The sequence below is a fragment of the Martelella sp. K41-7 genome (genome assembly GCF_055808365.1).
The window spans coordinates 4,156,579-4,183,381 of the sequence record NZ_CM147867.1 but is presented as its reverse complement, the minus strand read 5'-3'; the positions used below and the strand labels follow the sequence as shown (position 1 = coordinate 4,183,381).

26 protein-coding genes, 1 tRNA gene and 1 pseudogene are annotated in these 26,803 nt (G+C 58.5%); 11 read left to right on the top strand and 17 right to left on the bottom strand.

From position 1 onward, the window contains the following. Positions 1-29: 29 nt before the first annotated feature. The 7 genes and pseudogenes from AC0L7L_RS19840 to AC0L7L_RS19810 form a co-directional block, all read right to left on the bottom strand. Complete coding sequence (locus tag AC0L7L_RS19840; protein ID WP_473510943.1) at positions 30-1,430, bottom strand: hypothetical protein; 1,401 nt, start codon at positions 1,428-1,430, stop codon at positions 30-32. After that, positions 1,408-2,304, bottom strand: coding sequence for a hypothetical protein (locus AC0L7L_RS19835; RefSeq protein WP_473510941.1), 897 nt, complete (start codon positions 2,302-2,304; stop codon positions 1,408-1,410). The genes AC0L7L_RS19840 and AC0L7L_RS19835 overlap by 23 nt, the downstream gene beginning before the upstream one ends. A gap of 95 nt (positions 2,305-2,399) precedes the next feature. Then, positions 2,400-2,588, bottom strand: a complete 189-nt coding sequence (locus AC0L7L_RS19830; protein WP_473510939.1) for a Trm112 family protein — start codon at positions 2,586-2,588, stop codon at positions 2,400-2,402. A gap of 12 nt (positions 2,589-2,600) precedes the next feature. After that, positions 2,601-3,267: pseudogene (locus AC0L7L_RS19825) on the bottom strand (LON peptidase substrate-binding domain-containing protein). A 12-nt stretch (positions 3,268-3,279) separates the two neighbouring features. Further along, a complete protein-coding gene (gene trxA, locus AC0L7L_RS19820) occupies positions 3,280-4,254 on the bottom strand; it encodes a thioredoxin (RefSeq protein ID WP_473510937.1) in 975 nt (324 codons plus the stop codon). 57 nt (positions 4,255-4,311) lie between these two features. Continuing rightward, a complete protein-coding gene (locus AC0L7L_RS19815) occupies positions 4,312-4,815 on the bottom strand; it encodes a prolyl-tRNA synthetase associated domain-containing protein (RefSeq protein ID WP_272213861.1) in 504 nt (167 codons plus the stop codon). Positions 4,816-4,936: 121 nt separating this feature from the next. Continuing rightward, on the bottom strand, positions 4,937-6,526 hold the full coding sequence (locus tag AC0L7L_RS19810; RefSeq protein WP_272213860.1) for a hypothetical protein: 1,590 nt from the start codon (positions 6,524-6,526) through the stop codon (positions 4,937-4,939). Between the two features lie 493 nt (positions 6,527-7,019). Between AC0L7L_RS19810 and AC0L7L_RS19805 the strand changes: the two genes are divergently transcribed. The 3 genes from AC0L7L_RS19805 (at position 7,020) to sciP (ending at position 8,836) form a co-directional block, all read left to right on the top strand. Next, a tRNA-Gly gene (locus tag AC0L7L_RS19805) sits at positions 7,020-7,094 on the top strand. A gap of 635 nt (positions 7,095-7,729) precedes the next feature. Continuing rightward, complete coding sequence (locus AC0L7L_RS19800; RefSeq protein WP_473510933.1) at positions 7,730-8,365, top strand: sugar transferase; 636 nt, start codon at positions 7,730-7,732, stop codon at positions 8,363-8,365. 195 nt (positions 8,366-8,560) lie between these two features. Further along, complete coding sequence (sciP, locus tag AC0L7L_RS19795) at positions 8,561-8,836, top strand: CtrA inhibitor SciP (protein WP_018065061.1); 276 nt, start codon at positions 8,561-8,563, stop codon at positions 8,834-8,836. Between the two features lie 182 nt (positions 8,837-9,018). On the opposite strand, the gene AC0L7L_RS19790 is transcribed toward sciP, so the two are convergent. Further along, entirely contained in the window at positions 9,019-9,369 is a 351-nt protein-coding gene (locus AC0L7L_RS19790; RefSeq protein ID WP_272213855.1) for a hypothetical protein, read from the bottom strand. A gap of 428 nt (positions 9,370-9,797) precedes the next feature. Between AC0L7L_RS19790 and ctrA the strand changes: the two genes are divergently transcribed. Then, positions 9,798-10,499, top strand: coding sequence for a response regulator transcription factor CtrA (ctrA, locus tag AC0L7L_RS19785; protein WP_272213854.1), 702 nt, complete (start codon positions 9,798-9,800; stop codon positions 10,497-10,499). A 73-nt stretch (positions 10,500-10,572) separates the two neighbouring features. Here ctrA and AC0L7L_RS19780 read toward each other — a convergent pair whose 3' ends face one another. From AC0L7L_RS19780 to AC0L7L_RS19770, 3 genes are all read right to left on the bottom strand, one after another. Continuing rightward, positions 10,573-11,901 (bottom strand): TolC family protein, encoded by a 1,329-nt coding sequence (locus AC0L7L_RS19780; protein ID WP_473510931.1) that lies wholly within the window; start codon positions 11,899-11,901, stop codon positions 10,573-10,575. Between the two features lie 52 nt (positions 11,902-11,953). Continuing rightward, positions 11,954-13,168 carry an efflux RND transporter periplasmic adaptor subunit gene (locus AC0L7L_RS19775; protein WP_473510929.1) on the bottom strand — a complete coding sequence of 405 codons (1,215 nt, stop codon included), beginning with the start codon at positions 13,166-13,168 and terminating at the stop codon, positions 11,954-11,956. Between the two features lie 186 nt (positions 13,169-13,354). Next, on the bottom strand, positions 13,355-13,996 hold the full coding sequence (locus tag AC0L7L_RS19770; protein WP_272213848.1) for a histidine phosphotransferase family protein: 642 nt from the start codon (positions 13,994-13,996) through the stop codon (positions 13,355-13,357). Between the two features lie 213 nt (positions 13,997-14,209). Here AC0L7L_RS19770 and AC0L7L_RS19765 point away from each other — a divergent pair, with 213 nt between their 5' ends. After that, positions 14,210-14,827 carry a DUF1134 domain-containing protein gene (locus tag AC0L7L_RS19765; RefSeq protein WP_272213847.1) on the top strand — a complete coding sequence of 206 codons (618 nt, stop codon included), beginning with the start codon at positions 14,210-14,212 and terminating at the stop codon, positions 14,825-14,827. 14 nt (positions 14,828-14,841) lie between these two features. Further along, complete coding sequence (locus tag AC0L7L_RS19760) at positions 14,842-15,123, top strand: hypothetical protein (protein ID WP_473510927.1); 282 nt, start codon at positions 14,842-14,844, stop codon at positions 15,121-15,123. Between the two features lie 7 nt (positions 15,124-15,130). Here AC0L7L_RS19760 and AC0L7L_RS19755 read toward each other — a convergent pair whose 3' ends face one another. Both AC0L7L_RS19755 and AC0L7L_RS19750 read right to left on the bottom strand, forming a co-directional pair. After that, positions 15,131-15,958 carry a TrmH family RNA methyltransferase gene (locus tag AC0L7L_RS19755; RefSeq protein WP_473510925.1) on the bottom strand — a complete coding sequence of 276 codons (828 nt, stop codon included), beginning with the start codon at positions 15,956-15,958 and terminating at the stop codon, positions 15,131-15,133. Between the two features lie 7 nt (positions 15,959-15,965). Next, the gene (locus tag AC0L7L_RS19750; protein WP_272213843.1) at positions 15,966-16,358 is read right to left on the bottom strand and encodes a hypothetical protein; all 393 of its coding nucleotides are present in this window, start codon (positions 16,356-16,358) and stop codon (positions 15,966-15,968) included. Positions 16,359-16,428: 70 nt separating this feature from the next. Between AC0L7L_RS19750 and AC0L7L_RS19745 the strand changes: the two genes are divergently transcribed. Continuing rightward, positions 16,429-17,457, top strand: coding sequence for an RluA family pseudouridine synthase (locus tag AC0L7L_RS19745; protein ID WP_473510922.1), 1,029 nt, complete (start codon positions 16,429-16,431; stop codon positions 17,455-17,457). 173 nt (positions 17,458-17,630) lie between these two features. Then, positions 17,631-18,548, top strand: a complete 918-nt coding sequence (gene rpoH, locus AC0L7L_RS19740; protein ID WP_272213842.1) for an RNA polymerase sigma factor RpoH — start codon at positions 17,631-17,633, stop codon at positions 18,546-18,548. A 141-nt stretch (positions 18,549-18,689) separates the two neighbouring features. Here rpoH and AC0L7L_RS19735 read toward each other — a convergent pair whose 3' ends face one another. The 3 genes from AC0L7L_RS19735 to AC0L7L_RS19725 are packed head-to-tail and all read right to left on the bottom strand — an operon-like array spanning position 18,690 to position 22,547. Continuing rightward, complete coding sequence (locus tag AC0L7L_RS19735; protein ID WP_272213841.1) at positions 18,690-19,283, bottom strand: nitroreductase family protein; 594 nt, start codon at positions 19,281-19,283, stop codon at positions 18,690-18,692. Between the two features lie 57 nt (positions 19,284-19,340). Then, positions 19,341-21,197: a hypothetical protein gene (locus AC0L7L_RS19730; RefSeq protein WP_272213839.1), complete on the bottom strand. Its 1,857-nt coding sequence runs from the start codon at positions 21,195-21,197 to the stop codon at positions 19,341-19,343. Between the two features lie 51 nt (positions 21,198-21,248). Continuing rightward, on the bottom strand, positions 21,249-22,547 hold the full coding sequence (locus AC0L7L_RS19725; protein ID WP_473510919.1) for an adenylosuccinate synthase: 1,299 nt from the start codon (positions 22,545-22,547) through the stop codon (positions 21,249-21,251). 214 nt (positions 22,548-22,761) lie between these two features. On the opposite strand from AC0L7L_RS19725, the gene AC0L7L_RS19720 reads away from it, so the two are divergent. Together AC0L7L_RS19720 and AC0L7L_RS19715 are read left to right on the top strand one after the other, a co-directional pair. Beyond that, positions 22,762-23,652 carry a DMT family transporter gene (locus AC0L7L_RS19720; protein ID WP_473510917.1) on the top strand — a complete coding sequence of 297 codons (891 nt, stop codon included), beginning with the start codon at positions 22,762-22,764 and terminating at the stop codon, positions 23,650-23,652. Positions 23,653-23,780: 128 nt separating this feature from the next. Beyond that, entirely contained in the window at positions 23,781-24,581 is an 801-nt protein-coding gene (locus tag AC0L7L_RS19715; RefSeq protein WP_272213837.1) for a creatininase family protein, read from the top strand. A gap of 19 nt (positions 24,582-24,600) precedes the next feature. Here the strand turns inward: AC0L7L_RS19715 and AC0L7L_RS19710 are convergent, their stop codons facing one another. Further along, positions 24,601-25,542, bottom strand: coding sequence for a LysR family transcriptional regulator (locus AC0L7L_RS19710; protein ID WP_272213836.1), 942 nt, complete (start codon positions 25,540-25,542; stop codon positions 24,601-24,603). Positions 25,543-25,722: 180 nt separating this feature from the next. On the opposite strand from AC0L7L_RS19710, the gene AC0L7L_RS19705 reads away from it, so the two are divergent. Further along, positions 25,723-26,730, top strand: coding sequence for an ABC transporter substrate-binding protein (locus tag AC0L7L_RS19705; RefSeq protein ID WP_473510914.1), 1,008 nt, complete (start codon positions 25,723-25,725; stop codon positions 26,728-26,730). Positions 26,731-26,803 lie beyond the last annotated feature (73 nt).

The window sequence follows — 26,803 nt, the reverse complement described above, 5'->3', positions numbered from 1 at the left end:
TCAACAAGGACAGATACACCCACACGCTCCTATCTCCCCTCGGCAAAGACGAGCAGTGTCGCCGTCTCACCCGCCCTGAGGCTGTATTCCTGAACTGCAGCACCCTTGAGGACGGTTGATTGCACCATGATCGTACAGGTGTTCTGACCAACCGCGCCTTCACCGAGCGCCTTGATCGCAATCCGCACGCCCCCCGGCCTAACGGAAGGCTCGAAACGGGTGCCGCCGCTGACCAGATCCACCGTCTGCGCATAGGCGACACCGGAACTGTCGGTAATCGTCAACTCCACGCGGTCGACATCCTCACGGCCATTATCAATGAGCGTAAAGACAAGTGGCAATTCGACAAAGATCGGCTGCAGGCCGTCTTCTTCGAAAATCATCTCCACTCCGCTGGGAAGCTCTGCACGCAGAGGTCCGGGATCCTCATAGGACGCAACATCTTCTTCCAACAGCGCCATCATTGCGGCGGCATCGTCGCGGGCCTGGTTATAGGCCGTCGGATCGCCATGCTTCAGGCTTTCCGGCAGATTGAAAAGGCGCTCAAGCTTGCGCAACAGCGCGAGCGGCACTGCGGGCCGGAAGGCAGGTTCTTCGAACTGCTTCGGGTCCTCGCGCATCGCCTCGATATCATAGCCGAAACTGCGTTCGGCGCCGGAAAGCAGGCGATTGACCGCTTCAGCTGCGGCGATGGCGCGGTTGCGCATGTTTTTCTCGGCGAGATATGCCATCAGGTCGGCCGTCGACCATTCGATACCGGCGATGCGGACGCCGTCTGGCCGCAAAGCCTCGTCCCAGACCCTTTTCGCAGTCTCTTCGGAGAGCCATTCGCCCTTGGCGACGCCACTTTCCCAGCGAAAAGTCTCTGACCAATCCGGACTTTTCGGCAGATTGAAAGCCCATTCCCCGGACTGGCCCGGTGCCACCACGTTCTGAACAATGCCGACAAAGGCATTTTGACTTTCAACATAGAAGCGAAAAACCAGACTGACCGCGTGGGGATACACAAGCGGGGCGCCATCAGGCAAGGCGGCACTGCCCTCAGCCGCGCCACCCGGCGACCAGAGCTGGACATTGCCCGGACCGAGGCTCGGCAAAGCGTAAAGATAATCCTCGAGACTGTAGCGAAACCGGGTAGAAAACACCGGCTCGCCAGAAAGAAGCCCCATCGTCAGCTCGGCATCCCAGAAGATCATCACGGTCGAAGCAGGCGCGACATCCTCATCAAGGAGCGGGTGCGTGAACGTCGCCTTGTACTGATTCCCTTCGGTCACGATGACACGCTCGCCTTCCGCCATCGCTGCCACCGGCAGGAACAGCAATACCACGACGAAAAGCGCCAGCATCCTGCGTGAGGCCGCTGAAAGGTCATAGGACAACGAAGCGGCCGCCGCGGCCCGCCCCCGCTCAGGAATTGAGCCATTCTTCAAATTCCCTCTGCTGTTCGTCCGATGTGAAAAGCCGGCGTTTTCCGCCCAGCAGATCGTCGTTGACGCGCTTTCCATAATAGGTCTCGGCATGACTGCCATCGAGATCGTAGGGCACATAGGTCAAAACATACCAGCCTGAGGCGAGCACGAGGGCAATAATGCACAGCCCGGCGATGAAACCATACCCCCAACGCTTCGAGCTTGTCTGCGGTGCCGCTACAACCTCTTCTTCATCGCTTGCATCAGCCTCGCCGCCGTTGCTCGCAAAAGTACCACCCGCCAGAAGATAAACACCACTTGCTGTCCCGAGTGCCGCGGCGAGTGGGTCGTCCTCGTCGGGCTCAAGAACCGCAATCGCCCGTTGACGCGTCAGGTTGCGCTTGTCGTTGCTGGAAAGGATCCGACCGGAGAGCGGCATCTCAAGCGGGATCTCCGCACCCGATGCCGTTTCGATCGTGTAGAGCCTGCTGCCACGTTCTATGCGCCCGCCCGGCTCTGCATGCACTTTCAGGATAGTTGCCGGGTAGAGCTCGGCGTCCACGGGTGTGTGCAAATCCACCCGCCGCAGCGAGGCTGTCGCAGTCACCGCTTCAGGGTCTTCATCAGCACCCGCCTCCGACACGTCCCCGCCCCACCTAACGTCTATCTCAGCCAGAGGTTTACGTGAGGGCAGGATCGTGCCTGCCGGATGAGGCTCGGACACCGTCTTCCCGCTCTCGCTGGCGCGGATGCACATCTGCTGGCCGTTTGCAGTCGCCAGATCGTAAAGCGGAGCATCAACGACAATCAGATCGCCCCGCTTGAAATAAACCTTCTCGATCCGGACCGGATAGAATTCGTCGCCTGCCGGGCCCGGTATGATTTTGCGCGCCATCGCTCTCGCCACCCCTGTTGCAGCAAAGCGTAGTCAAGCGCTTGGCTATCGGCAAGTGCCGTCACGAACAAGATCGCTCAAGCCTTTCCGAATGCTTAAGGCTCGATGGGCCGGGCCTCAGAGGAAAGCATAATCGGAACACCATCGCGGATGGGATAGGCCAGCCGCGCCTTTTCGGAAACAAGCTCCTGGCGCTCGGCGTCGTAGGCGAGCCGGCCCTTGGTGACCGGACAGACCAGAAGCTCCAGCATTTTCGGATCGATTGCGCGATCTTTGGATTTCATCGCTCGGGGCACCTATTGCAGCTTGCCGCCGGGGTCGCCGGCAAGCGCAAATTCGATGATCGCGACAAACATCTCAGCGCGGTTCTTCAAATCCGGGGCTTCCAGCAAGGCCTGCTTTTCGGCGGGGCCGAACGGCGCCATCATCGAAAGCGAGTTGACCAGCGTCAGATTGCTCGCCTGCTCGATATGCTCCCACTCCGTATCGAGCCCCTCGGCATCGAGATAATCACGGAAGGCCTCAAGCAAGGCGGCACGATCAACATCGGCCTCCTGCGCCTCGAGGTTGAGATCACCGAGAAACGGCGTCATCTCGAAACTGCGGAACGGCTTGGCGGTGCGCACCTCCTCGATCAGCCGAACCCGGCAGATGCCGGTCAGCGCCACAAGATAACGGCCGTCACCGGTCTCAGCAAACGAGGTGATCCGCCCGACACAACCGATATTGGAAAGCGGCGTCTGATCGTCGACGTTGAGCGAGATCATCATGGTGGGACGGCTGAACCATGGCAATCAGCCGGTTACCGGTAACCGCCTGATCCACCATCGCCAGATAGCGCGGTTCGAAAATATTGAGCGGGAGTTGCCCCTGCGGCAGCAGCAAACCACCCGTCAGCGGAAAGACCGGAACGACGTCCGGCAGATCCTTGCGGGTGATATATCGGGCATTGCCAACCTGCATGACACAATCTCTTTATGAAAACAGGATCGTGGACAGCCTGCGGCGTGCAACAATCGTCGCCGGATCCTTCGGACCCCAGGCCTCGAAGAAAGCGACAAGCTGCTTGCGCGCGCCATCATCTTCGAATTCGCGATCCTTGCGCATGATCGTCAACAGATGATCGGCCGCTTCTTCACGCTTGCCTTCCGCATTCAGCACCTTGGCTAATTTCACGCGGGAAGCGTGATCATCGGGATTATCGGCCAGCGCCTGTTCAAGAACTGCCGGGTCGCCGAACTTGCGGGCTTCCTCGATCTGCGCGATGCGGGCGGCAAGCGCCTTGATTGCGTCGTCCTCTTTCAGCTCTTCCGGTACCTGATCCAGCACCTGCTTGGCGCGATCGAGCTGGCCGGCTGCGACCATGCAGCGCCCGATACCGGCAAGAGCCTTGGGGTTTTCCGGGTCGGCCTGCATGACGGCGGCAAAAAGCTGGCCGGCTTCCTGCAGCTTTTCTTCGGCCAGAAGCTGCTCGGCCTGATCGAGCGCCGAGGCAATTTCGGCCTTGCGATCCTGTTCAGACGGGCTGGCATCGGAAAGCTTGGCAATGAACTCATTCACCTGGCTTTCGGGCACGGCGCCCATGAAACCATCGACCGGCTGGCCATTGGAAAACGCGATGACAGCCGGAATGGACTGGACGCCGAGCTGGCCGGCAACCGCCGGGTGATCGTCAATATTCATTTTGGCCAGCTTGACCTTGCCGCCGGCGCCGTTGACCGCCTTTTCAATGATCGGGCCAAGCTGTTTGCACGGGCCGCACCACGGCGCCCAGAAGTCGACCAGCACAGGCTGATTGCGCGATTCTTCGATGACATCCTTGCCGAAATCGGCTGTCGTCGTGTCCTTGATCAGCCCGCCGGGCGGCGTTGCGTCATTTGTTGCGCCATCGGCCGTTACATTCATTTGACCGCCAAAGGCGCCGCCATATGGATTGTCAAAACCGCTCATCAAATTCTCCCCGTCTGGCCCGAAAGGCCCGTTCCGTCTTTGTTTGTAGATCGTGTGTCACGCTGTCACTTTCAAGACAAGCGGCTCGTGCCCCGTCGTCCGGATGAAGCGCAGCAGATCATCGCGCTGGATCGAGGTTGTTGCCGAATTGCGCAGCGGATGACAGTTGATAATTTCATTCTCCATCAGGTCGGAATCGAGAATAAACGTCACCTGATGTTTCGTATCATTGATGGCCCCGAGCGCGGTGACCGACCCCGGCTCAACGCCGAGATATGCCATCATCGCATCCGGCTTGCCGAAGGACACCCGACCCGACGCGCCAATCAGCGTATGGACCTGTTTCAGATCCACGGTCGCGTATTCTTCCACGGTCAGCAGAAAATAGCGGCTTTTCTTGTCCTTGATGAACAGGTTCTTGGTGTGACCGCCCGGAATTTCCTCGCGCAGATCATCGCCTTCGGCGACGGTGAAGACCGCGCGGTGCTCGCGGTTCTCGTAAGCAATACCGAGCGCATCAAGATGGGCAAAGAGATCGTCGGACGTCTTGGGTGCGGTCATGGCGGAAGACACTTTTCGGCGCGGTCAGCAAGGTTGCGCCTGTTTCACCACCATTCGCAGCCAAATGCAACAATGGCCCCGCTTGCGCAGGGCCATTGTAACAAAATCGCGGCAGGACGCCTCAAACGCCGCAGACGCTGACCGTCATGCCCATCTTCGCGGCAAGAGCGGCCTTTGCCATCATCGCCTTGTCGGCCTCTTCGGCTGAAAGCGCATAGGCGACCTGGATATGATTGGCCTTGTGGCGAGCCATCATCTGATCACGCGAAACGCCGGTCAAAACCGCATTCATGATCGGCCAGGGATAGTCCGTGGCGCGGCTGCGGCGCTCACATTCTTCCGGCGGCAGCTCAACCGCCTGCCCCCGACCAATATCCATGTGAAGCGCACCGTCCTTGATGAAGATACGGCTCCAGACGATTTCGCCGGGCTTGGCATAGCCCTTGAGTGTGCCACCACCGAAGGGGAAGAACATCGCCGGCTGGCGATAGCTTTCTGAACCGGCCCAGCCGCCTTCGTGGTGGGCCGGCGGAACCGCACCGGAAATCTCGAACACCCAGACGAAATCGTCGCGCGAGCCCGACTTGTCGCCGTCGCCCCAGCGCAAATCGTGCAGCGTGGTTTCCACCGGCTGCCCAAGCGCACGGTGCAAACGGTTGGTCAGCACTGCATCCAGACCGGCACATTCATCCACTTCATTGAAGTGCACGATCGCCTGCCCCTCGCGGATGACCGAGCCATCCTCACGGGCCACCGGCGGACGGTCGTCATTGTTGAGCATGCCCTCGACCAGATCGGAGGCCGGCAACAGATCCTTCAGACCCTGCTGATACTGGATGCCGATTGCCTCACAGCCGAAGAAATCAGCCAGACGGACCGCCGCGATATACATCCGGCACTGGTCAATGACCTGATCCTCGGTCAGTTCTTCCTTGGGGTCGGCACCGAAATGGAAGGTCATGCCCTTGTCGAGCATCCACTGGTAAGCCGCTCGGGCCTCGTCATCGGAGATCTGTTTGGTAGCGTGATACAGCGCAGATTGCGACAGCCGCTCCTTGAACACACCGAGCGGCATCAGCATTTCGTCCGGGATGATGGCATTATACATGCCCATGCAGCCCTCGTCGAAAACGCCGAGAATGACCTTGTTGCCTGCCATGTCGGCGGCAATGTCATCGGCCAGGCCGGCAATTTCGGTGGGCACGGTCGTCGCGTCAAACGGGCGGACATGGCTTTCGTCATGGGCAATCGTGCCGGTGTCGAGCCAACTTTTCAGGCCGCTGCGGAAGAAATCATCTTCGAAGGTCTCGCTCCAGAGCGAGGAATAGCCAATACCAGCCTTGGTCAGCGAGCCGTTGAGGTTCAATAGCCCGACAAGGCCTGGCCATTGCCCCGACCAGTTGGCGACCGTCAGGATCGGCCCCTTGTGGGAAGACAGTCCCGGCAGCACGTGGTGCGAATATTGCCAGACGGCCTCGGCTACGATGATCGGCGCATCGGGATCGATCGACTTGAAAACATCCATGCCCTCGCGCTGGGTGGCAATGAAGCCATGGCCAGCGGGCTTTTCCGGATGGGCGCGTTTCAGCGTATGCCCCATCTCAGCGACGACGGCGGCGAGCTTGTCCTCCATCGCCTTTTGCGCGGGCCAGCATTTTGTGTTGGCGCTTTCGCGCAGGTCACCACTGGCAACCAGCATGATATCGGTCATGTCTATTTCCTCCCGATTGTTGTGAAAACGAGATCACGTCTTTTGCTGGCCGGGTCAGAGCTCAGCCACCAGGCAGCCAAACATGCGATAAAACCCCATTTTTCGCTTGCAAATTCGTGTCAGCACCCTTGTTAGCGCCGAAAATTGCACTTGTCCAGTATGAAACGGACGACCGAAAGCACCCCGTTTCTGAGCCCTTTCCAGACAGCTGGAACCGGACAACAAGTGCGCCTTTCAACCACCACCGACGCTGCGGGTTATCGACAAACCACGCCTTCAACCCGAAAAAGCGTCACCACGCGTCCTCCCGCGCCGGATACTTCGCCGGCACCGCGCTAATAAATTGAAAATAATGCGACATTTCGTGGCCGCAAAAAAATGCAAAAATCCGTCATTTGCCTGTTGCATTTGAAATCGGGTTAGGCCATATACGCCCTCGTCGCCGAGACGGTGACATCGCCGGTCAAACACTTACCCCTGACCGGTATGATGAGCGGGTGTAGCTCAGGGGTAGAGCACAACCTTGCCAAGGTTGGGGTCGGGCGTTCGAATCGCCTCACCCGCTCCATTCTTTCCTTAGATATTAAAGTTGTGATTTTCCGCCTACTGGCGGTGTCGTGTTGGGCTTGGTTCTGTCTTGCCACATCGCCCCTTGCTGAGCCGGAGATGGCCGTTCGCGATCGCGGATAAAAAGCGCGCAAGAACAGCGACCTTCGCTCCGCCTCCGTTTCGGCACTCGCAGCTGATCTTGTCGGTCCTTTCAGCGAAAGAACGTTTCATCGCCAACCCAAGATATGCGCCTGGCGCATAACTCCATCGTGCTTACCTCATGACTCAGGCCGCAGGTCGGCACGTAAAAGACGAGTGCCCAAAACAACGGACAAATTTTTCCAAGAAAAAAATCATGATTTTCAATAATTAGGGCGAAAGTCAGCTGACACGTCGTGCAACCTGCGCTTGATATGAAACAAGACAAAGTTCGCAAGGGATTCAGATTCAACAGCAGGCGCTCAAAAACAGGGCTGAAACTGATGACAGCGCGCGCAATACAGGGTATATGTCAGCACATTCAAAATTTATTAATAGTCAACGTAATTGTCCACTTCCGAGGGTTTCCCAGTGAGCGCGGCAGATTTTCAGGCCATGTCAACGGCCCATATTTCAGAAGTAAACACTTTGCCAAAACGAGCATTTGGCCACGAATTGGTCATTTCTGATACGTCGAAAAGACGTACATTCCAGTGCGCACTCAAGCGTCTGTTCGATATCGTCATGTCCTTCGGGGCGCTTGTGACGCTCTCTCCGCTGTTTATCGTCGTTGCAATCCTGATCAAGCTGGACAGTCCCGGCCCCGTATTTTTCAGCCAGTTGCGCTGGGGACGCCACGGCAAGAAGATCAACATCTTCAAGTTCCGCTCTATGCGCACAGATCTTGGTGATAAAAGTGGCATCAAGCAGACTGTCGAAAACGATCCGCGCATCACCAGGATGGGTGCTTTCCTGCGGCGCTCAAACATTGATGAGCTCCCCCAGCTTATCAATGTGTTGAAGGGCGACATGTCGCTGATCGGTCCGCGTTGCCATGCCATCGGCATGCTGGCCAGCGGGATGCTGTTTGAAGAGCTCGTGCCGGAATACCATCAGCGACACATTATGCGCCCCGGCCTGAGCGGCCTTGCGCAGATCAGGGGCTGGCGTGGCCCGACCACACGGCGGGGTGAAGCACGCGCGCGCATCATGTGCGATCTCTATTATGTGTCAAACTACAGCTTCAAGCTCGACATGCAAATTCTCGTTGCAACGCTGCGCTCGGAAATCGGACGCGGAACGGGGTTCTAGGCCGCAACGGCAGGCCGGTATCGGGATGAACGACAGGCGGGACAGTGTTCCGCCTTTTTTTGTGCCCTCAGTTCGCCCGTTTCTCCTGAAAGACAGGCTTTTCTGGTTACCAGAGCGTTACCCCGCCCTTAGGCAAATTTTAAAAGTGTGTTGCTAGCTTGCGGTCATAGGTTGTGAGTTTGTGTAGAGAGTACGATGACCGAGCTAGCCCGCGTTCGCGCAAAATACGTCATAGGTCCCGATGGCAGTCCGCTGACCGTTGCAGACCTGCCTCCCTCCAACACAAGACGCTGGGTCATCCGGCGCAAGGCCGAGGTGGTTGCGGCCGTGCGTGGCGGGCTGTTGAGCCTGGAAGAGGCCTGTGAGCGCTACTGCCTGACAGTGGAGGAGTTTCTCTCCTGGCAGGCTTCGATTGATGATCACGGTCTTGCCGGTCTGCGAACCACACGTATCCAGCAATATCGCAACTGACCATCCGAAACCGGTCGGGGATCAAGCCCCGGGCATGGCCAGAAGACACAAGGCGCTCCCGTCATAAAAGGCGGTTGCGCCATTCTTTTAGATCTTTTTGTCAGGCTATCCAGAAATGAAGAAGGCCGCACCCAGAGGATGCGGCCTTTCTGCCTGCGTTTATGCCAACCTTTTGCGGACGATCAGGCGCGTTTCCTGCTCGGATTGTCGCGCATTTCCAGGGCGGCGGCCCGCTCATAGTCGATTTCCATCTGGGCAAGCTCTGCTTCCGCGACACTGCGCTGCTGGCGCAGGTCGTCCACGGAGACAGCGAGATTGTCCGCCCGTTGACGCGCAGATTTGGCATAGGTGGAATAGGCAAAATGGGCGGGATCGGTGATCCCGGATTTCTTCTCTTCGGCGGCGATCTGTTGCAGGAGCTCGTCCGACATGCGCCCGAACTCATCCATCATAAGTTGCAGCTGCTGCAACTGCCTTTTCTTTTCCTTCACCTGAAACGCCTTCAGACGCAACAGACTGTTTCGTGCCTTCATACGCAAAACTCCCCGGCTGACGAACGCATTGCCGAAAGGCGCCCCCTTTGATTTCTGACTCGCGTCTCCTCTTTCGAGAATGATTAACGAATTCGAAATCCCGGTAACCTTTCATTTACAGTCATGAAAGATCATAGTCTCCATCACTTAAGGGTCGGTAAACCGAAAGCGACAAAAAACCGAAAAATTGCGAGTCGATAGAGTCACTTAGTCAAATTGGTTAATCTTTTTTGTTGATTCTTTTCGTCAAAAAAATCAATAAAATCAACGACCTTGCAATGTTCATTAATAAATTATGTGCGCCTTGCCAAAATGAATCAGAATTTGTTAACCATTAAATGGCAGCTTCGGTATCAGGTCATCACTGAGTCCGTATCGCGTCGGGGCGACACCAGACCTTTCAAATGCGGCGGTTCAAGGGGAAAGACATGCGGGTTCTTTTAATCGAAGACGACAGTGCCACAGCTCAAAGCATCGAACTGATGCTTAAGAGCGAGAATTTCAACGTTTATACGACAGATCTCGGGGAAGAAGGCGTCGACCTCGGGAAGATCTATGACTACGACATCATCCTTCTCGATCTCAATCTTCCCGATATGTCGGGTTATGAAGTGCTGAAGGCGCTGCGCGTTTCCAAGATCGGCACACCGATCCTGATCCTGTCCGGCATGTCCGGCACCGACGACAAGGTGCGCGGCTTCGGATCCGGTGCAGACGACTACCTGACCAAGCCATTCCACAAGGAAGAGCTGGTAGCACGCATTCACGCCATCGTCCGCCGCTCCCAGGGACACGCCCAGTCGATCATCACCACCGGCGAGCTTGCCGTGAATGTCGATGCCAAGACGGTCGAAGTTGACGGCCAGCGTGTTCACCTCACGGGCAAAGAATACCAGATGCTCGAGCTGCTCTCGCTGAGGAAGGGCACCACGCTGACGAAGGAAATGTTCCTGAACCACCTTTATGGCGGCATGGACGAGCCCGAACTGAAGATCATCGACGTTTTCATCTGCAAGCTGCGTAAGAAGCTCGCAAATGCCGCCGGCGGCACCAATTTCATAGAAACCGTCTGGGGTCGCGGCTACGTGCTTCGTGATCCGGACCAGCAGGAACTGCAGAAGCGGGCCTGAGCCCGCCCTCCTCCTCATCCTCCTGAAAATGCGGCGCCTGGCGCCGCTTTTTTTGTGCTGGCCTCAAGAGTGCCTATTCAGCAGCCCCCCGCTGGCGCGCATCATCCCGCCTTTCGCCGGGCGGCGCGCACAGAAGCTGCAAATCCGCCTTGAGGCGGCCGATCCTGTATTCAGCTGCCTCGACCGCCCTTCTGGCCTTGCTGACGTCATTTTGCGCAGAGCACTGCTCCAGCGGTTCAACACCTTTCAGCAGCCGCTCGGCCCGCGCCAGCACCGAACTCGCAGCCGCAAGTTCGCTTTCTCCTGCTGCGATTTCGAGCTGCAACGAGTCAAAATCGCTCATGAAGGCGCGCCGGTTGTCGCGCGCGGTAAGGATGGTATCGAGCAGGGTAAGCCGTGCCTGCTGGGTCATGCGCAGCGCATCCCCCTCGTCGATGATCGGCAGAACATATGAGATCAGGAATTGCAGATTGAAACCGCCGGTCTGGGTCATGAAACTCGGGATCGACGTCGTCAGCCGCGAGAAACGGGACTGTTTGGCGATATCGAGCTGCGCCGCCGCCGCCTCCACAAGCAAATCCTCCAGCCGTTTTTTGCCCGAATCGGCAAAACACGCATCTGCATCATCGCTGGTGAACGGAGGGTAATCCGACAAGGCCGCCAGCACCGAACGCCCCGGGGCGACCTCATAGCCGCCCTCGGCCAGCCCGGACAGACCGAGCAATTCATCACGCTTGGATGTGAGCGAGCGTGAAACAGCCATCGCCTCGCGACGGGCAGCGTCGATCTGGTCTCTGAGTGTTTCAAGCTCCAGTGGACTGGAATTGCCAAGCGCCACCTCAACCTCCATGTCGTCGACGCGGCATTGCAGGCCTTCCCGGTTCAGGGCGACATTCTTGCGCTGGATATCGAGTTCCGTGTACTCGTTATAGGTATCCAGAAGCTCCCGCGTCGCATTACGCTGCGCCACCTGATATTGTACGGGGATGAGCCGTCCTGCGACCTTTACGGTCCTACGGTCCAGCCGCAACAACGCCCGGGAAACATCCCAGTTCACACCGAGGACAATGTTCGACACATGATCGATCTTGTCGAGATCACCTGCAAATGTCGAAATCTGCCGCGCCTCTGCGCTGATGCGCGGATAGCGGGCCGACTTCACTTCGTCCAGTTCGAGAACCGCATGCGCACGGCTGATGCGGGCACGCATGAAGTCCTTGCCCCGACTGTTTGCGCTGGTAAGAAGCTCCGAGGGACCGAGGGCCTTCCCGTCATCCGGCGGCACCGGCGGCGGAGCATCGAGTTCAGCTTCCATCACATCGATCCGCTTCACCGTTTCTTCAAGCTGCGTCGAAGCGCAGCCCGCAAGTGCCGCGCCGCCGCAAAAGACCAGCCCGGCCAAAGCGGAAGCCCGCCGCCGGCGGGGCAACCGGCGTCCAATCGGCATTGGGCGCCTAATCAAGGACAAAATCACCTGGGTTGAGGCCGGAGATGACACGGATATAGTCATCAGACATCTCGCCGAGCTCCACCTTGACCAACTTCGGCTGCCCTCCTTCATCCTTGCGCACGAAGGTCTGGTCGCCCTGAATCACGACCGCGGAAACCGGCACGGCGGGCTCCTGGCTGATGCTTGGTCTGGTGAACCGACAGGTTGCCGTCTGGTTCAAAAGCGCTATCCCGGCGGGGTCACGGAAAGCAACCTCGACGATAGTGGCCAGCTCTCCGCGGGCGCGTTCAGCCGGATTTTCGAGCGGATGAAAGGCGGAAATTTCAGCAGGCCTTGGCGTACCGTCGGGTTTCGGCGTTACGGTGACGTCGGCATTGCGCACAAGGCGCATTTCGACACTGTCAAACTCAAGCCGCGCTCCAAGCTGCTCGGGATCGACCAGCAAAGCCAGACGATCACCTTCATCGACCGTCAGCTTGCCATCTGCGGCAGTGCTGGTTTCCACATCAACGAGCCGCCCTGCCGCACTCGCCTTCACAATTGCCTTGTCGAGCTTGGAAATGACTTCGGCAAGCGCATTTTCGCGCTTTCTGACATCATGGGTCAGCCGGGTCACTTCAAGGTCGGACTCCTGCCGCTCCAGTGCGTTTTGGTGCCGTTCACGCTCAAGCGCCATATCGGCTTCATCGAGTTTGCGCTGCGCCTCCTGATAGCGCCCGAATGCCAGCCGACCCTGGCCATAGAGGCGCTTCATCTCGGCAAACTGGGCCGCGAGATAGTCCCGCACCCCCGCCTTTTCGTCTTCGTCGAGACTTTGAATGGCACGGGTATTTTCCTGATAGGAGCCGGTTCTGTAGGCAAGACGCGCCTTGACATAGTCGAGATCGAACCGGATTTCCTCTGCCCGCCGCTCAAGCGCATAGGTGTCATAGCGCCCAATCACATCGCCTGGCTCGACTTGGTGACCATTGGCGATTTCAAGTTCCAGCCGTCCCGAAACAGGCGCGACCACGGCAAGGGGGCGGCCATACCCGATTTTGCAATTGCGAACGATTTCTTGCGGGAAAGGTCGCATCTCGACCGCAACGCGCCGCACGTCCCGGGAGGGGTCGTCAACAGCGATCTGATCGGTTTTCGTCGGGTCGGCCAAGGCCATTCCCGGCAAGGCAACGGCAAGTATACCCGCTGAAATTTTCAGGGAAACCTGACTAAAACGCATGGCAGAACTCCCTCAGAAACTGACGGGAACAGTGTGATCACAACCTTCACTGAAACGCTGCACCATCGAAATTGTTTCGCGTGCGACCGTTTCCGGTAGGCTGAACCATCAGACGCTAGTGGCAAAGCTTGACGAAAATTGGATTGCGTTTTGTTGCGCTGCAGAATTTCCTCGGGGAGGCGGAGCTCAGACCACGGGCTTCGCCTCGAACACCACTTCGCCCTCATTGACGACGAATTCCACCGACATGCCGGTTTCTTCCGCCAGAAGTGCGGTGAAATAGGGCTGGACATTGTGCGAAGTGATCGGGTCCTCCATCACGCCGCCATAAATGCGGGAAAAATCGGCCGGCAGCTGCACATAGGGACCACGTGTCCGAATGATGAAGGCGAAGATATCGCCGGCCGCATCAAGACCGACATCAATCGTGCCACCGCGCGGGACTGTCGATTGGGCAACCAGAAACAGGTTCAGCAACAGCTTGACCCTGCCTTTGGGTGCATTAACCCTTGGGCCGGTCCAGTTCAGGGTCAAACGCTTGTTGAGCCCGATCAGGTCCTGAGCCGCGATCTCGGCCTCGCCGGTATCGAGCGGCGTATCCAGTGTACCCGACGCACCGAAGGCGATTCGGGCGAACTTCAGGTGGACTGTGGCGCTGAGGACACTCTGACGGACCAGATTAAGCGCCTCATCGTCCATACCGCCCGCATCGAGAAGTTCGAGGCCATTTCCGGCGGCACCGATGGGGTTCACCACATCATGACAAATACGGCTTGCCAGAAGTGCTGCCAGGTCGGCGCCGCTCAGCGTCAGATTCGGATTCTTCATCGCTGCAAATTTCCTTCCGATTGGACCGGACATCAAGCCATGGGCATCTGATACCCTTCCCGGAGGCTCCCGGGAAAAATCACTGTGTTTGGTAAATCCATTGTTAAGAGGTCTCCCTCACAATGGCGTTGGGCACCACGCTTGCCACATCCACAGAAAAAGGCAATGGCGTCGCGCCCGGTCATGCCAGAAAGCAACAGGAATGGAACCGCCATGCTTGCCAGAACAGCCCTGAGGTCCGTTTCGACCCTCTTTATCGCCCTGCTCTTGCTGACGGCGCTTAGCACCCTGCAGGCAAGTGCCCAGACCCAGCAACAGCCGCCAGCACCCGTGCAGCCACATCAAAATGGTGGTTTTACCGCCGATGAAGTAATTGATGCCGGCAATAATTTCTTCGGTTCCGCCAGTTCCGGACTGGCGTCCACAATGCAGAATGCGTTTTCCAAATATGGCCTCCCCAACGGCTATATTCTCGGTTCTGAGGGCTCCGGTGCTTTCATTGCAGGCCTCACCTATGGCGAAGGCCAGCTCAACACCAAGAATGCCGGTGTACACAAGGTGTTCTGGCAAGGTCCCTCTCTCGGCATCGATTATGGCGGCGATGGCTCGCGGGTCATGATGCTGGTTTATAACCTGCCGTCGGTACCAGACCTCTTTCGTCGTTACGGCGGCGTCTCCGGCTCAGCCTATGTCGTTGCCGGTTTTTCGATGCAGGTCTATACCAACCGCAATATCGTTATCGTGCCCGTGCGCTCCGGCGTCGGCGCGCGTCTCGGCGTCAATGTCGGCTATCTGAAGCTGACCCAGAAGCCGACCTGGAACCCCTTCTGAGCGGAGAACTCGGCTTGGTCGTCGATCCTGAAGCACAAAAGCGCGAAATCGAGGCGCGGTACGCTGCGCTTTGCGCTCGGGTGGACGCTGCTGCCGGCTCTTCCCGGGAGGATGAGGCGCTGAGGCAAGCCTTTGCCGAGCTTGCGGCCATGATGATCGCCTATGCGCATGATAGCGGATCAAAACAGACGCTCCTGGACGCACTTTCCCGCGACAACGAGAGCGGCAGTTCTCACACGCGCATCAACCTTGCCGCGCGCGCGCTGAAAAACATCCGGGAAAACGGCAAAGACTGAATGCGGATCAGCCGATGCGACCAGTTGAAAGCGCGAGCTGGTAGAGCGCAATTCCAGCCGCGGTGGCAACATTCAGGCTGTCGAGCCCGGGCGCCTGCGGAATGCGCACCGGACGGAAGGTCTTGAGAATTTCCACCGGCAGCCCCTCACCTTCTGTTCCCAGCACCAGCGCCGTGCGCCTTCCTGGCTGAAGCGCATGAAGCGCCTGATCGCCCGAGGGCGAAAGGGTGACGACCTGAAAGCCTGAGGCGTCGAGCGCCGTCAGAATTTCCTCAACGCTGCCGCCGCGGCTCCACTTCATTGTCAGTACCGACCCGACCGAGACCCGAAGCGCCTTGCGATAAAGCGGATCGCATGAGGTTTCATCGAGCAGCACGGCATCGGCGCCAAAGGCTGTGGCATTGCGGAAAATACCGCCGACATTGTCGTGGTTGGAAAGGCCGACCGCGACCGCAACCAGGGCATTGTCCGGCAGCGCGGCAATCATCCCGGCGGGCGATGGCGTGTCGGCCAGCCGGCCAAGCGCCAGCACACCGCGATGCATGTCGAAACCCGCAATCGCATTCATCACCGCCGCCCCGCAGACATACACCGGCACATCGTCAGGAAAGGCTGAAACGACATCGGCGATGCCGGCAAACCGGTTTTCCAGCACCAGAATGCGATCAGCGACAAAACGGCCCCTGCCATGCGCTTCGCAAAGCACACGCAAAACCACGGTGCCCTCGGCGATAAAAAGGCCGCGGCGTCCGACCAGATCTTTTTCCCGGATCGCCCGGAAAGGCGCTATCCGTTCGTCTTCCGCGTCCAGTATCGAAATCGGGGCAGCTGCCATCAGGGCGTCAGTCGAAACGAATTTCAACGTCGGCCGCCATCCGGCCGGTGTTGAGATCGAACAGGTAGAAGGTCTGCTCGCCATTTTCTTTTTGGCCGTATATCAGTGCCTGACCATTCCCATAACTGATATCGACGATCACAAAACCACGCGGCAGCGTGGCCGTCAGCGCTCGCGGCGCATCGGCCGGCACGATCGCGCCGGATGACGCAACCGCTGCCTTTTCGTCGGCGGATTTATCGAAAACCTTGTAGAGGATCGCGCCGAAAACGGCCATCAGCGAAACGATCATGATCAGGGCGGAAACGATCTGCAGCCTCAGCATCCGACGCCGCACCAGTTCGACGGCCGGATCAAGCGGCTGTTCTTCTTCCTGGTCTTCGATATTATGTTGCGACATTGTCCATTGCTCCACGGCGTTGTTTCGCATACAAGCGCCAGTCTTGAACCAGCCCTTGGCAAACACTCAGATGACAGACGCTCCCTTTAAACAAACAGAGGCCGATAGAAAAGTCTTTCTCGTTCCCGACGGGACGAAAGAGCGCCTCGACGCGTTTGTCGCACGCCAAATGGGTGACGGCATATCACGCACCCGCATCAAGGCGTTGATCGGCAAGGGGGCAGTCAGCATTGACGGCACTCCGGCAACGGAGCCGAGTCGCAAGGTCAAGCCCGGCACCGAAATCACGATTATTGTTCCGGAAGCGGAAGAAGCCGAACCGGAAGGCGAGGATATTCCGCTCGATATTCTGCACGAGGACGATGATATCATCGTGATCAACAAGCAGGCGGGACTTGTCGTCCATCCCGGTGCAGGGAACTGGACCGGAACGCTGGTCAACGCGCTGATCCATCATTGCGGTGATACGCTTTCGGGCATTGGCGGGGTCAAGCGGCCTGGCATCGTCCACCGCCTCGACAAAGACACCACTGGCGTGATGATCGTGGCGAAGAACGACGCCGCCCATCAGGCGCTTGCCGCGCAATTTGCCGATCACGGCCGCACAGGGCCGCTCAAACGCGCCTACAAGGCCTTGATCTGGGGCCGGCCGCGCAGTCTTCACGGCACCATCGATGCACCGCTCGGCCGTGGATCAGACCGGATCCGCCGCGCCGTGAAATCCGCAGACAGCGCCAATGCAGACTTTGCAATCACCCACTACACTGTCGAGAAGCGCTTCGGCGAGCGGCAGGACGGCACTGCGCTTGCAAGCCTTGTCGAATGCAGGCTGGAAACCGGCCGCACCCATCAGATCCGTGTTCATATGGCCCATCTCGGCCATCCTCTGATCGGCGATAATCTTTACGGCTCGGGCTTCAAGACCAAGGCAAACCTTCTGGATGAGCCGGCCAGCTCGCTTGTGCGCGGCTTTCCCCGACAGGCGCTGCATGCGGCCCTTCTGGTCATCGAACATCCAGCAATGGGTGAGGAGATGTCGTTCGAGGCTGCCCTCCCTGAAGACATGGCCGCCCTTTGCAAGGCTTTCGGCGCAGAATAGGCAGAAACATTCCAGTGAATGGAGTGTTCACCCTTTGAGAACCTTGAAACACGGAATTGCCATACTTAAATCCCGTTTTACCTTCATGAAATCGGTAACAGGTTCGCGGGGCAAAACCGCGCTGCCATGCCATGTTTCATGGAACGGTCAGACACACCAAGGGGGTGAAAGCAGTGGCCAATACATTACCCAGCATTCGCGCCGGAGAAAACGGTCTCAACCGTTATCTCGAGGAAATCCGCAAATTCCCGATGTTGGAGCCGCAGCAGGAATATATGCTCGCCAAGCGCTTTCAGGAACATGACGACCGCGGCGCCGCACATCAGCTTGTGACCAGCCATCTCCGCCTCGTTGCCAAGATCGCCATGGGCTATCGCGGCTACGGCCTGCCGATCGGTGAAGTCGTCTCGGAAGGCAATGTCGGCCTGATGCAGGCCGTAAAGAAATTCGATCCCGAACGCGGTTTCCGGCTGGCCACCTACGCTATGTGGTGGATCAAAGCCTCCATCCAGGAATACATCCTGCGCTCATGGTCGCTTGTCAAAATGGGCACGACCGCCAATCAGAAGCGGCTGTTCTTCAACCTGCGACGGCTCAAGGGCAAGATCCAGGCGATCGAGGACGGTGACCTGAAACCTGAGCAGGTTACCGAGATCGCAACCACACTCAAGGTCAGCGAGGAAGAAGTCGTTTCGATGAACCGCCGCCTGTCAGGTGACGCCTCGCTCAACGCACCGATCCGCGCGACAGAGGGCGAAAGCGGACAGTGGCAGGACTGGCTTGTCGATGAAAACGACAGCCAGGAAGACATTCTGGTCAATCAGGATGAACTCGAAAATCGCCGCGACATGCTGTCATCTGCGATGGGTTTGCTAAACGATCGCGAAAAACGAATTTTCGTGGCACGCCGTCTTTCCGAAGACCCTGAAACGCTGGAATCGCTTTCCGGCGAGTTCAACATTTCCCGCGAGCGCGTCCGCCAGATCGAGGTGCGCGCCTTTGAGAAGGTGCAGGACGCGGTGCAGAAGCAGGTTACCGCTAACGCCCGCGCGGTGCGCGCAGTGCGCGACGGCAACGACGCGTCTGAATGAGAAAAGTTCGTTTCAGTCCTGATTGGGATCAGGACCTGTGAACTGACGTCTGCAACTTCTATCGCCCTCGCAGGACACTGCGGGGGCGATTTTGCTCATTCACGCCAGACGCTTCGGCCTTGCCAACCAAACGACGCCGTATCAGATTTCAACGTCCGCATAACCCACGCACATCAGGGCGAGCGGTACAAGCGGCGCTGCCAGCCCGAGGACATCGGCGGTGGCTTCATCGCTGAACCCTCCGACCAGAACGCTGCCCAGCTCCTCCGCCACGGCCTGAAGTTGGATGTTTTGCGCCACCGCGCCGGCTTCCAGATAGACATAGCGCTCGCCGCGGGCCCCATAAGGCCGCTGTTCGGCAAACGCCTGCGCCGGGGTCGCCATATCGCCGCAAATGACAATAATGCAGGCGGCGTCCGCAATCCACTCAGGATTACCGATCGCCGCTTTGCACAAATCCGGCCGCAGATCGGCACGACCGGTAATTTTCAGATCAAGCCCGGCAGGCTCCACCGCATACAGACCGCTGTCGAGACCGCTGACCCTGCTTGCCAGAACGAACAGACGAAGCGGGTAGAGCGCGTGAGCGGAAGGCGCAGTCCTTTCCCCATTCTCGCCGGTTGTTCCCTGTGCAGCCCATATCAATTGTTTCAGGGTGCGCTGCGGTATGGCCTGTTCGGCAAATGCTCTAACGGTGCGACGCCGGGAGAGTGCCTGCGCAAGGGTGATTTCCACCGGATCGTCTCCTTCTCTGGCCCTTCGGAGCGCCTTTGCTGCCGTCAAAAGACAGCGTCAATTGCCGTCATTGATATCGCCGAGCGCCCGCCACTCCTGGATTGCCCTGTTGAAGATCGCCATGCCGGTGGTGCCTTTTTCCAGCGTCAGCAGCGCCCGGCGGCCGTTGCGGTAGGTCACCGGAATATCGATCCAGTTACGATCTCCCAAAAGCGCGAGGTTCTGGGCACGGGCCTGATCGAAATCATTCAGCGCAAGCATATAGAGGTCGTCGGTGATCTTGGCGGAAACCGCGATCAGCGGATCGCCACGCGCGGCCTCGGTTCCCTTCATCGACATCCGCTGCACATTATCGATTGCCCCGCCCTTAAAATCATCGTTCAGCGTAAACGAAATGTCGATGAGGTGGCTGGCTGGCAGCGAGGGATCATCGTTGCGACGGAACGTCAAAACACCGGAAAGACCGGCATCGGGTACATTCAGCACACCTTCGACCACCGGTTCGGAGACCGCCGTTCCGGTATTTTCCTGTTTGAGTTCCCATTCTACCGAACCCTCGAAGGCAGAGGGAACCGACTGGCCAAGCTGCTCCTCATAAAGATACATTTTCTGGGCGGCGCCAACGGGCGGCGAAGGATCGGATGTCGGCGCTGCGGCAACCGTTTCCGCCGGCGCCGATGCCGAGGTCTGATTGGCAACGGACCGCGCCGGACCGGAGGAGGCACCGGCCGCCGGAAGGCCTTCATCGACCTCTGTTCCATCGGGAAGAAGTCGTTGTGTGAAGGGCTTCTCGGTCTCCGCCGTTTCCGTCCCGGCAGGTTCAGCAGGTGTCGCGTCCGGCTGGCTTGCCGTGCTTTCCACGACGGTTTGATCCCGATCGGCCGGCGAGATCGCCGCAATAATACTGTTCCGGTTATCCCAGGCGAAGTAACCGCCTATCGCCAGGACCAGCGCGATAACGGCCGCACCGGCAATCAGAAGAACCCGGCGCTTGCCACCGGTGTCGTGATCGGCGGAATGCTGATGTTCCTCACCGCCCGCCATTTCATCATAATCGCCGAACCCGTCACCCGGATCCTCCGGCTCCAGCCCGAGAAGGCTGTCGACATGTGCCCAGTCCTTTTCAGGGACGGAGCGGCGCGGCGGCGGCGGAGCCGGTTCAAAAGAGGTCGGCGGGACGGCTGTCGCCTCGAGCTGCCATTCGCTGACCGGCTCGTCCAGCTCCTCCTCCCGGACCAGTTCCTGGTCTTCATCATCAGGCTCGACAATGACCGTTCCGACATCACTGTCGTCTTCATCCTCGGGCTCGTCATAAGAATAATTGGCCGCATCATCCTCCGGATCGTCATCCTCATAGGAAACGTGGGATGGCGCACTGACCGCCTCGAAAGTCGCCCCGTGGAGCTTTTCGTTCTCATGCAGCGGTTCTTCGGAATACGGCTCGTCTTCCGCTTCGCGATTGTTATCGCCGTCGGCGGGCATCTGGTCGAAAGACTCTTTATGCTCAGAAGCAGAATGAACAGCGTCCTCGGGTGAGGGTTGCCGCTCTTCTGGCTCATGCTGCTCTGCATCATCCCTGGGGGCATCAGACTGCCAGCGGACGGGCTCATCGCCATCGGCTTCACCGCTCAACTCAGCCGGGGCGTTGTCGGGCGCTTCTACTTCAGGCTCGACCGACAGCTCGTCCTCTACCGGCGGCAGAGCCTCGGCGAATTCGCTCTCGACCTCCGCGATGGCAGCGTCGATCTTGTCGATCTGGCGCTTGATCAATGCCTCGGGCGGGGCCGGAGACATATTTTCCATCTGCCGGACGACGGCGGAGCGCGCTTTTTCATAAACGCGCGCGCGCAACTCTGGAGACTGTTCCGGAAGGCCATCGACGGCACGTCGAATGACTGCTGTGAAATCCGCCATTGATTACCCCTATTGTGCGGGTCATTTCCGCGACAATACTATTATTTTTGCTTAATCTTCAAATGGATCGGTCACAAGAATGGTGTCATCACGCTCGGGACTTGTGGATAGAAGCGCAATCGGTGCACCGATCAGCTCTTCAACCTGTCGTACATATTTGACAGCCTGTGCGGGAAGGTCGGCCCATTTGCGCGCGCCAACAGTAGATTCCTTCCAGCCTTCAAGCGTGATGTAGATCGGTTTGACCCGCGCCTGCGCCCCCTGGCTGGCTGGCAGCGCCTCGACCCGCTCGCCATCAAGTTCATAGGCAACACAGATTTTCAATTCGTCGAGACCGTCTAGTACATCGAGCTTGGTGAGCGCGATACCGGTGATGCCGTTGGTGGCGACGGCCTGGCGCACCAACACGGCGTCGAACCAGCCACAGCGACGCTGACGCCCGGTGACCGTACCGAACTCATGTCCGCGCTCGCCGAGAAACTGACCAACCTCGTCATGAAGCTCGGTCGGGAACGGCCCTTCGCCAACGCGGGTGGTATAGGCCTTGGTGATGCCAAGCACATATTCAAGCGCGCCCGGCCCCATGCCTGAACCGGCGGCAGCCTGACCGGCGACCGTGTTCGAAGAGGTGACGAAGGGGTAGGTGCCGTGATCGATATCGAGCAGCGTGCCCTGCGCGCCCTCGAACAGGATGCGCGCACCGGAACGGCGCTTCTTGTCGAGCAGCAGCCAGACGGTTTCGCGGAAAGGCAAGACCTGATCGGCAACCGAGGTCAGTTCTTCCATGATTGCGGCATGCTCGATCTCCGGCACGCCGAAGCCACGTCTCAAAGCATTGTGATGCGTCAGCATCCGGTCGACCTTTGCCGGCAGCGTTTCCAGATTCGCCAGGTCCATAAGGCGGATCGCGCGACGGCCGACCTTGTCCTCATAGGCCGGACCGATACCACGTCGCGTCGTGCCGATCTTGGTGCCGGAATTGGAAGCGGCATCCTCGCGCATGCCATCCAGCTCGCGGTGCAGCGACAGAATCAGCGTCGCATTGTCCGCTATTCTGAGGTTTTCCGGTGAGATCGCCACGCCCTGGGCTTCCAGACGGCCGATTTCGGCTATCAAAGCATGGGGGTCGACAACGACACCATTGCCGATGACGGCAAGCTTGCCTTCACGCACGACGCCTGAGGGCAAAAGCGACAGCTTGTAGCTGACGCCGTCGATCACCAGTGTATGGCCGGCATTGTGGCCACCCTGATAGCGCACCACGATATCGGCGCGTTCGGACAACCAGTCGACGATCTTGCCCTTGCCTTCATCGCCCCATTGCGAGCCGACCACTACAACATTTGTCATTTTACCTACCTAGAAACCGATGCCTCACCTGCGGCTGAACCGCAGCATCTATAACCACCCACTACCTATATTGCGACTCCCCTTGCCCGCAAGCCCGCAAAATTTTCTCGTGACACCGGCACTTGCGGCGGACTATGCGGGGAGCGCCGTAAAACCATCATCCCTTCTTGCTTGAAGTTACGACCGAGGATGAGCCAATTGAGGGACTATGGCCATGCAATGGCGCGCCTATCTTCTTTTGACGATAACCACACTTTTTTGGGGTGGGAACCTCATCGTTGGCAGGCTGGCCATCGGCCATGTATCTCCGATGGTGATGAATTCGCTCAGATGGGGGATCGCGGCACTCATCATGTCGGCCTTCGCCATGCCGCAGATTCACAAAGACTGGCCCGCCGTCAAGAAGAACTGGCCAATCCTGTTTGCCTTTGGCGCTGTCGGTTTTGCAAGTTACAATGCGTTTCTTTATTCCGGTCTCAGGTTCACCTCCGCTATCAACGGCGCAATCGACCAGGCCGCGACCCCGATCCTGATCTTCGCCCTGAACTTCCTGTTCTTCCGCGTCCGCGCCTCACTGGCGCAGCTTGCCGGTTTCGCGCTCACTCTTGCCGGTGTTGCGGTTACGGTGTTGCATGGCGAACTCGCACGCCTGCTCAGTCTTGATATCAATTTCGGCGATCTTCTCATCCTGATAGCTGTGCTGTGCTATTCGCTCTACACGGTTACCCTGCGTTTCAAACCCAAACTCGACTGGCGGGCGATGGCCATGGCCTGCTTCCTCGGCGCTTTCATCGCCTCGCTGCCGATGGTAGCAACGGAGGCGGCCCTCGGTCTCGCCATGCTGCCACATGACCTCACCGGCTTCGGGGTAATCATCTATATCGGTGTTTTCCCGTCCTTGATCTCGCAAATACTGTTCATCCGCGGCGTGGAGATGATCGGACCGAACCGGGCAGGCCTGTTCATCAACCTCATTCCGGTCTTCGGCATGATCCTCGCCGTCGTTGTGCTTGGCGAGAGCCCTGCCGGCTACCACGCCATTGCCTTCGTGCTTGCCATTGCCGGCATCGCCCTTGCGGAATGGGGAAAACCGCAAGAGACCTGAGAGGCGCGCGCAAAAAGGCAGCGGACGGAACACAAAACGATGCTTTTGCCCGCATGATGTTTTTCTTACACCTGTTTTGAAGCCGCACGCAGGATGCGGCGCGGGAACATCAAAACAGGTTGATTGACATGGCCAAGCGCTTCTACTGGAACGAACTGACAAGCCCGGAATTCAGCGCTCTGGACCCGGCGACCACCGTCGCTATCCTGCCGCTCGCCTCGACCGAGCAGCACGGCCCCCATCTGCCCGTTGCCACCGATGTCGCGATCGCCCAGGGCATGCTCGACACGCTTCAGGCAAACCTGCCGGACAACCTCGGCGTTCTGGTGCTACCGGTACAGGAGATCGGCAAGGCCAACGAACATATCCACGGCCCCGGCACGCTCTCCTTCGGCGCAGAGCTTTTGATCCCCGCATGGACGGCAATTGGCGAAAAGGTGGCAGCGGCCGGCCTTCGCAAGATCATCATGGTCAACAGCCATGGCGGCAATCTCGATGTGATGAGCATTGTCGGGCGCGAAATGCGGGTACGCTTCAACATGATGGCGGTTGCCACCCAGTGGGCCCGTTTTGGTACACCGGAAGGTATGATCAGTGAGGAAGAGCGCACCTATGGCATTCACGGCGGCGAGGTCGAAACCTCGCTGATGCTGCATTTCCGGCCAGAGCTTGTGAAGATGGAAAATGCCGAGAACTTCGTGTCGCTGGCTAAATGGCAGAAGGAAAACACCCGCCGCCTGCAGCCGACACCGCCCAATGCGCTATCCTGGGTCGCTCACGACCTCAACCCGAAGGGCGCACTCGGAAATGCATCAATCGCGACGGCCGAAAAGGGCGCGGCAATTGCCCGCCACCAGATCGACGGCTTCATCGAACTGGTCGAGGATGTCGTCGCCTATCCGCTCGATAAGCTCTACACACCGGCCTGATCCGTTTCCGGCACCGCGCTCAGCCCGGCGACGGCGGCAGATGGTTGCGCTCCTGAAGCGTCTCGATCATCACCGAGATCTCCTTCAGCAGGTAATCGACAAACAGACTGCTCGCCGCATCCAGCGGCGAGCGGGCGCGGGAAAACAGCTTCATCGGCTGATGGCGCACATGCGGATCGGCGAGCGGGCGGAATACAAGCTCACCCTTCTGGCACTCGACATAGACATCGAGCGGATTAAGAAAGGTCAGCCCCGTACCGCGCTTGACCAGACCTTTCAGCATTTCCGAGGCATTGGTCTCGACCACCGGCTCGATCGGCAGCGAAAGCGGTGACAGCGCCAGATTGATGACATGGCGCAGACTGGTGCCGGGCTGCGCCAGAACCAGCGGCTCCTGAACGATATCGGAAACATTGACGCGCTCTTCCTTCGCCAGTCGGTGATCCGGCGGCATCACCGCGCCGATCGGCACATCGAAAGAGGCGAGCGTGCGGATGCCGGGTGTCGGCGGAATGTTGAAGCCGAGACCGAGATCGACATCGCCGGTCAGCACATTGGCAATCGTCGTAGTGCCGCCATCGGAACGCAAATGAATGCGGATACGCGGGTTTTCATCAACAAAACGCCCGATGATGTCCGGCAGCGGGCCCGCCGCCAGCCCGACAGTCGCCACCAGTGTCACCTTTCCGGCCTGCGGCATCTTCAGGGCGCGAATACGCGATTCAAGCCGCTCATAGCCCTTCAGCACCTCGCGAATATGCTCGACGCACATTTCGCCGGCCGCGGTCAGCCGCAATCCCCGCGGCAGCCGCTCGAACAGCGGCGCCCCGAATTCCTCTTCCAGCGCAAGAATTTGCCGATTGACAGCCGACGAGGCGACGTTGAGCCGCTGAGCGGCCTTGCGGATAGACCCGCATCTGGCAATTTCATCGATATATTGCAGTTTCCTGGAGTGCAGCATGGGCGTAAACTCAAGCGAGTTGAACAATTTTTGCGCAGTTCGACTACAATTATAACAATCACAAGGCTTGTGCAAAAAAAGCATCAATGCGGACGAAAATTGATGCTTCTCAAAGAGCGGTGAAGCCGCTCAAATGCAATGATGGAAAGCTTCACGACGAAAAGCGAAGGGGAATAGCTTATGTCGACCACCTCAAAGACCGCCGCGTTTGCCGGTGTTGCCCTTATGGCAGCGTCTGCAACGCCCGCCTTTGCACTGGACGAGGTCACCTACGGCACCAACTGGCTGGCGCAGGCCGAGCATGGAGGCTTCTATCAGGCCGTCGCCGACGGCACCTATGAGAAATACGGACTGGACGTCACCATCGTGCAGGGCGGCCCACAATCCGCCAACCGCGCGCTGCTGATTGCCGGCAAGGTCGATTTCTACATGGGATCGCCGCAGGGCGAGCTTGACGCTGTGGTCGAGGAAATCCCGGTCATCGATGTCGCCGCAATCTTCCAGAAGGATCCGCAGATCCTGATGGCGCATCCCGACCAGGACATCGAGGAATTCGCCGATCTGGCAGAACTGCCGACCATCTTCATGGGCAAGGACGGGTATCTTTCCTACTTTCAGTGGATGAAGTCCAATTTCGAGGGCTTCGACGACGCCCAGTACAAGCCTTACACATTCAACCCGGCCCCGTTCATCGCCGATCCGCAGTCCGCACAGCAGGGTTACCTGACCTCAGAGCCCTATTCGGTCGAGAGGGAAGCCGGCTGGACGCCGAAGGTCTTCCTTCTCGCCGACAGTGGCTATTCGCCCTACTCCACGATGATCACAGCCCAGCAAAAACTGGTTGACGAGAACCCGGACCTGGTCCAGCGCTTCGTCGACGCCTCGATTGAGGGCTGGTACAACTACCTCTACGGTGACAATGCCGCTGCCAACGAACTGATCAAGACCGACAACCCGGAAATGACGGATGAGCAGATCGCCTATTCCATCGAGAAGATGAAGGAATACGGCATCGTTGTCTCCGGCGACGCTGATGAAGGCGGCATCGGCTGCATCACCGACGCCCACTACAAGACCTTCTTTGAAGACATGGTCGATATCGGCCTGTTTGAAGCCGACCTCGACTACACCAAGGGCTTCACCACCGAGTTCGTGTGCAAGGGCGTCGGCATGGACCTGATGAAGTAAACAGGGCTTGCCCCGACATCCGTTTCGCGTCGCCCGGCGCGAAACGGCATTTTGAACTGAATGCAGGATAACC